This window comes from Knoellia terrae (genome assembly GCF_048606435.1).
Taxonomy (GTDB): Bacteria; Actinomycetota; Actinomycetes; order Actinomycetales; family Dermatophilaceae; genus Knoellia; species Knoellia terrae.
The window spans coordinates 175,851-181,941 of record NZ_JBMBWH010000009.1 but is presented as its reverse complement, the minus strand read 5'-3'; the positions used below and the strand labels follow the sequence as shown (position 1 = coordinate 181,941).

The 6,091-nt window shown below is 73.2% G+C and carries 6 protein-coding genes; 3 read left to right on the top strand and 3 right to left on the bottom strand.

The window, feature by feature from the left end:
• On the top strand, window positions 1–292 hold a 292-nt coding region (locus ACOJV9_RS13485; RefSeq protein ID WP_420185732.1), incomplete at its 5' end, for an HNH endonuclease.
• A 64-nt stretch (window positions 293–356) separates the two neighbouring features.
• On the opposite strand, the gene ACOJV9_RS13480 is transcribed toward ACOJV9_RS13485, so the two are convergent.
• Both ACOJV9_RS13480 and ACOJV9_RS13475 read right to left on the bottom strand, forming a co-directional pair.
• Window positions 357–1,004: a DUF8185 domain-containing protein gene (locus ACOJV9_RS13480; protein WP_420185731.1), complete on the bottom strand. Its 648-nt coding sequence runs from the start codon at window positions 1,002–1,004 to the stop codon at window positions 357–359.
• On the bottom strand, window positions 1,001–1,477 hold the full coding sequence (locus ACOJV9_RS13475; RefSeq protein ID WP_420185730.1) for an acyl-CoA thioesterase: 477 nt from the start codon (window positions 1,475–1,477) through the stop codon (window positions 1,001–1,003). Before ACOJV9_RS13475 ends, ACOJV9_RS13480 begins: the two co-directional genes overlap by 4 nt.
• A 57-nt stretch (window positions 1,478–1,534) precedes the next feature.
• Between ACOJV9_RS13475 and ACOJV9_RS13470 the strand changes: the two genes are divergently transcribed.
• Entirely contained in the window at window positions 1,535–2,926 is a 1,392-nt protein-coding gene (locus ACOJV9_RS13470; protein ID WP_420185729.1) for a serine hydrolase domain-containing protein, read from the top strand.
• Window positions 2,927–3,263: 337 nt separating this feature from the next.
• On the top strand, window positions 3,264–5,381 hold the full coding sequence (locus tag ACOJV9_RS13465) for a RecQ family ATP-dependent DNA helicase (RefSeq protein WP_420185728.1): 2,118 nt from the start codon (window positions 3,264–3,266) through the stop codon (window positions 5,379–5,381).
• On the opposite strand, the gene yczE is transcribed toward ACOJV9_RS13465, so the two are convergent.
• Entirely contained in the window at window positions 5,292–6,083 is a 792-nt protein-coding gene (gene yczE / locus ACOJV9_RS13460) for a membrane protein YczE (protein ID WP_420185727.1), read from the bottom strand. The two genes, ACOJV9_RS13465 and yczE, sit on opposite strands and share 90 nt — an antisense overlap.
• Window positions 6,084–6,091: the final 8 nt, after the last annotated feature.

Genomic DNA, 6,091 nt, shown 5'->3' with positions numbered 1-6,091 from the left:
CGCCCCCGCCTCGTGGTGCGACGCGCACCACCTCATCCACTGGGCCGACGGCGGCCCGAGCGATCTGTCCAACGCCGCCCTCCTCTGCCCACGCCACCACACCACCGTGCACTCGCAGCGCTTCCACGGCTGGGTCGCCGCCGACAGCGACGGCCGGTCCCACGTGGTGTGGGACCGCACCCGAGGCGCCTACGACACCGCCCTCGAAGGAGTCGACTCCGGCACCAACCTCAATTCGGACCTGCACCTCGACCGCGCCTCCGGCGACGACGGCACCCACCACCGACGATGACCCCGCCCCCGCACCCGACGCCAACCAGCGCCGGGGTCGCGGCCTGCCGCGGATCAGCTGCGGGTCAGCTGCGGGTCAGGGCGTGGCCCACGGGTGTCGTCAGGCGGGTCCATGGACCGCTCGTGGCGACCGTCGCCTCGACCCCCGGCGACAGGAAGCCGAGGGCGTAGGCCGCGAAGGCCAGGGCCGCCGGCGCATGGGGCGACCCGTCGACGGGCCGGCGCCAGACCTGGGCGCGCAGGGCCGCCACCGCGGCGGCACCCGAACCCTCCGGCGCCCCGTCGGTCACCTCCGCGATGCCCTCGGCGGCGGTGCGCTGCAACGTCTCCGGGGCGATCGACGGCTGGGGCTCCCACCCGCCCCGAGGTGGCGACACTGCTGCCCAGGCGGCGTTGACCCGCATCGGCGGCACAGGCAGGACCGCCGGCTCGCCCTCGTGCGCGACCCGGTCGGTCACCGCTCCCAGCGGGACGAGGACGTCGAGCTCGGCGGGCTCGGCCAGCGCCGAGGTCCGCAGCCCGAGGGTCGTGCCGGTGCCGAGCAGCCCCGTGCCGGGGAGCACTCCCACCCATGCGGCGAGGACGGAGCCGACCGCCTGGAGCCGCACGGCGCCGTCGGCATCGAGCGCTCGGGCGCGGGCGGCATACCGGCCGAGATCGAGCAGCGAGTCGTGGTCGGTGAGGACGAGTCGGGACGGGACCGAAGCGCTCACCGGCGCGACCACCGGAACGCGACCGGGCCACCGACGTGGACCTCGAGGACCGAGCGCTCGTCCTCGGTGAGTCGACGCGGCCGGGAGGTCCGGAAGTCGTAGAGGACCAGCCCCGTCTCGGCGAGCGCGTACACGCTCTCCCCCAACGACTCCGGGTCCCGCACGACATACCCCAGGGTGAAGCCGGCGCCACTCGTGCGGGTGACCCACATGTCCACCTCGATCGGCTCGGGGCGGTAGGTGAGCGGCGCGAGGTACTCGATCTCGTGGCGCGAGACGACCACGCCGCCGTCGAGGAGCGACTTGTCCGCTCCGAACCACTCCCGGAAGCCGATGACGCGCGCGTCCTCGAGGAGCCGGAGGTACTGCACGTTGTTGACGTGGCCGTAGGCGTCCATGTCGGACCAGCGCAACGGCACCTGCGTGCGGTACGGGCGAGCGGTGGGCTCAGGTGCAGGGTCGACCGGGGTCATGGGGACAGTCTCTCAGCCCCGTCGAACACGGCGGCGGCACGCACCTAGGGTGGACGGATGCCGCTTTCCGCCACGACCCACGCCCGTCTCGACCACGTCCTCGCGACCGGCCAGCGAGAGCACCGGCTCCCCTCGGTCGCGGCCGGGCTCGTCCGCGGTGGCGAGCTCGTCTGGTCGGGCGCCGTGGGCACGGTCGACGGGCGACAGGATGGCGCTCCGGTCGACGCGGACACGCAGTTCCGGATGGGGTCGATCACCAAGACGTTCGTCGCGGTCGCGGTGATGCGGCTGCGCGACGAGGGCCTCGTCGACCTCCACGACCGTCTCGGCCAGCACGTGCCCGGCAGCGCCCTCGACGACGTGACCATCGAGCAGCTCCTCACGCATTCCGGCGGCGTGCAGGCAGAGACCGAGGGCGCCTGGTGGGAGCGGACTCCGGGCGTCGACTGGGACGAGCTCGTCGGGTCGGGCGTCGGGTCGCGGTTCCGTCCCGGTCGACGCTTCCACTACTCCAACACGGGGTATGCCGCTCTCGGTCGCCTCCTCGAGATGGTCCGGGCTCGTCCGTGGTTCGACGTGGTGCGCTCCGAGATCCTCGAGCCCCTCGGCATGACGCGGACGACGCTTCGTCCCGACGGCGCTGCGGCACACGGGTTTGCGGTCCACCCGTTCGCCGACGTGCTGCTGCCCGAGCCCGAGCACGACGCCGGCGCGATGGCACCCGCCGGTCAGCTGTGGACAACCGTCGGCGACCTCTCGCGATGGGCCGCCCTCCTGGGTGGGCAGGTGGGCGACGTCCTCTCGGCCGAGACTCTTGCCGAGATGGTCGAGCCCCACCACGTCGTCGACGAGCCCGGGCAGCCGTGGACCGGGTCGCACGGTCTGGGGTGGCAGGTGTGGAACGTCGCGGGCGCCCGCTCCGCCGGCCACGGGGGGTCGATGCCGGGGTTCCTGGCGATGCAGCGCGTGCACCTCGACGGCGACGGCGACGATGGCAAGGGTCCGAGCGGCGCCGCCGGTGACGGCGTCGTCCTCTTCACCAACACGACCGCGAGCAGGGCGCTGAAGGACCTGCCCAGGGACCTGCTCCGGACGATGCGCGAGCTCGAGCCGGCGGCCGTGACGCCGTGGCTCGCCTCGGGGTCGGTTAACGTCCTGGAGCTCGCCGGGACGTGGCACTGGGGCCCCGCGGTCGAGATCGCGCGCTTCGTCGGCGACCACCTCGTCCTCGGAGAGCCCGGAGCCGGCCGAGGATCCCGCTTCCGGCAGGTGGGCCGCGACGAGTGGGTCGGTCTCGACGGCTACTACGCCGGCGAGCCGCTGCGGGTGCTCCGTCGTGGGGACGGCACGGTGTCGCACCTCGACGTCGCAACCTTCCGCTTCACCCGCACGCCCTACGACCCGCTGGCGGACGTGCCGGGGGGCGTCGACCCGCGAGGGTGGTCCTGACCCGTCGGGCCCGGTCCGTGGTGGCGCGGCCTCGGGCCGAGGCTGAGGACCTCGGAAACACGCTGGAGCTGTGGGAGTCCACGACCGGCGAGCTGCTCGTCGAGGGGCTCGGTCCTCACTGCCTACAAGGTGCCCCGACGCATCGTCGTCATGGACGAGCTGCCCCGCTCGCAGATCGGCAAGGTCCTGCGCAAACAGGTCCGGGACCGGCTCCTCGACGACTGAGACCAGCCGGTATGCCGTTCCGCCGGCTGGGGTGCCGCTCCTCTCGTCAGGTGGACCCCCCTCCCGCCTGCGGGAGGGGGTTGTCGGCCGGTCCGCCTACGGTGGGGGCACCATGACGAACACCGCTGAGACCACCACGCTCGCCGCCGACGCCACCACGGCCCTGCGCCGGCTCGTCGGACGTGACGACGTCGACTTCCGCGACGGGCAGCTCGACGCGATCACCGCCCTCGTCGCGGACCGGTCCCGCGTGCTCGTCGTCCAGCGCACGGGTTGGGGCAAGTCGGCGGTCTACTTCGTGGCGACGGCCCTGCGCCGGGCGCAGGGAGCCGGTCCGACGGTCATCATCTCGCCGCTGCTCGCCCTCATGCGTGACCAGATCGCCGCGGCGTCCCGCGCCGGCATCCGTGCCGTGACGATGAACTCCGCCAACGCCCAGGACTGGGACGATGTGCGCCAGGCGCTCGCCTCGGACTCGGTCGACGTGCTGCTCGTCAGCCCCGAGCGTCTCAACAACCCGCGCTTCCGCGAGGAGCAGCTGCCCGACCTCGCCCGGCGCTGCGGACTCCTCGTCGTCGACGAGGCGCACTGCGTCTCCGACTGGGGGCACGACTTCCGGCCCGACTACCGGCGGATCCGCGACCTGCTCGAGGCCCTCCCCGCCGACGTGCCGGTCCTCGCCACCACCGCGACGGCCAACGCCCGCGTCGTCACGGACGTGGTCGAGCAGCTGGGAGCGGGTGGGCGTGACGTCCTCACGGTGCGCGGCGGGTTGGCGCGCGACTCGCTGCGCCTCGGCGTGCTGAGCTCGATGTCCCCCGAGCAGCGGCTCGGCTGGCTCCTGGCCCACCTCGACGAGCTGCCCGGCAGCGGCATCATCTACGCCCTCACGGTCGCCGCCGCCGAGGAGGTCGCGAGCGCCCTGTCCGAGGCGGGCCACCGCGTCGCCTCCTACACCGGGCGCACCGACCCCGCCGACCGGGAGCGGCTCGAGGCGTCGCTGAGAGACAACGAGGTCAAGGCGCTCGTCGCCACCTCGGCTCTCGGCATGGGCTTCGACAAGCCCGACCTCGGCTTCGTCGTGCACCTCGGCGCCCCCTCCTCACCGGTCGCCTACTACCAGCAGGTCGGTCGTGCCGGGCGAGCCACGGAGCGCGCCGACGTGCTGCTCCTGCCCGGCCCCGAGGACAAGGACATCTGGCACTACTTCGCCTCGGTGTCGATGCCGCGCCAGGAGCAGGCCGACGCCGTGCTGCGTGCCCTCGCCGAGGCGGGCCGGCCCCTGTCGACCGCGGCGATCGAGGCCGTCGTCGACGTGCGCCGTACCCGCCTCGAGCTGCTGCTCAAGGTGCTCGACGTCGACGGTGCGGTGACCCGGGTGCAGGGTGGCTGGACGGGCACCGGCCAGCCGTGGACCTACGACGCCGAGCGCTACGAGCGCGTCGCCCGCAGTCGCAGCGACGAGCAGCAGCTCATGCTCGACTACGAGAGCACGACCGAGTGCCGGATGGCCTTCCTTCAACGCACCCTCGACGACGACACGGCCGTGCCCTGTGGTCGCTGCGACTCCTGCGCGGGTCAGTGGTTCGCCACCGACGTGCCCGACCGCGTCGTCGGCGCCGCCCGCGAGCGCCTCGCCCGGGTCGGGCTCGACCTCGACCCGCGGGCGCAGTGGCCGACGGGGATGGACCGCCTCGGCGTGCCCGTCAAGGGCAAGATCCCGGCCGGCGAGGCGCTCTCTCCCGGGCGTGCACTGGCTCGGATGAGTGACCTCGGCTGGGGCCAGCGGCTCCGCGACGTCCTGCGGGAGGACGCGCCCGCAACGCCGGAACTGCTGCGTGCCTGCGTCGGCGTGCTTGCCGGGTGGGGCTGGTCGCAGCGTCCGGCGGGCATCGTGGCGATGCCCTCACGCAGCCATCCCCAGCTCGTGCAGTCGCTCGCTCACGGTCTCGCGGAGATCGGACGGCTGCCGTTCCTCGGGACCCTCGACCTCCAGCACGGTGGTCCCACGGGCGAGCCCGGTGGCAACAGCGCCTTCCGGCTCGCCGGCGTGTGGGAGCGGATCGTCGTCGGTCCGGAGCTCGCGGCGACGCTGGCCGGCCTGCGTGGCCCGGTGCTGGTCGTCGACGACCTCGTCAGCTCACGCTGGACGCTCACCGTCGCGGGTCGCGAGCTGCGCCGGGCGGGTGTCGACGAGGTCCTGCCCTTCGCCCTGGCTGTCGACGGCTGAGTCGTCGGGGACGCCGAGCGCCAGCCGCGCCGGCGGCGTGACCTTCACCGTGAGCATCGGCAGGAAGGCCTGCACCGCCGGCCCGATGAGGACCGCGTAGAGGACCGTCCCGAAGCCGACGATGCCACCGAGCAGCCAGCCGACGGCGAGCACCGTGACCTCGAGGCTCGTGCGCACGAGGCGGATCGACAGCCCCGTGCGCCGCGAGATGCCGGTCATCAGCCCGTCACGAGGCCCGGGACCGTACTGGCTGCCGATGTACATCGCCCCACCGATGCCGTTGACGACGATCCCGCCGAGTAGGAGCACCCACCGCAGCCACAGCGCGTCCGGCGTCTCCAGGATCCCGAGCATGACGTCGGTGGCGATGCCGATGACGAAGACGTTGGCCACCGTCCCGAGTCCCGGCCACTGCCGCAGCGGGATCCAGAGCAGCAGCACGAGCGCGCCCACGACGATGACGACGGTCCCGAAGCTCCATCCCAGCTTCTCCTGGACGCCGTAGTGGAAGACGTCCCACGGGTCCAGGCCCAGCTCGGCCCGGATGAACATCGCCATCGCCGTGCCGTAGAGCCACAGCCCGACGAGCAGCTGGGCGACACGACGCACGGTGCGGCCGGCGTGCAGCTGCTCCTTGGGGGTCATCGGCAGGAGGTCGACCCGGCGGGCGGCGCCGGAGCGCAGGGTCTGGATCGGGCTCATGTGCGCCA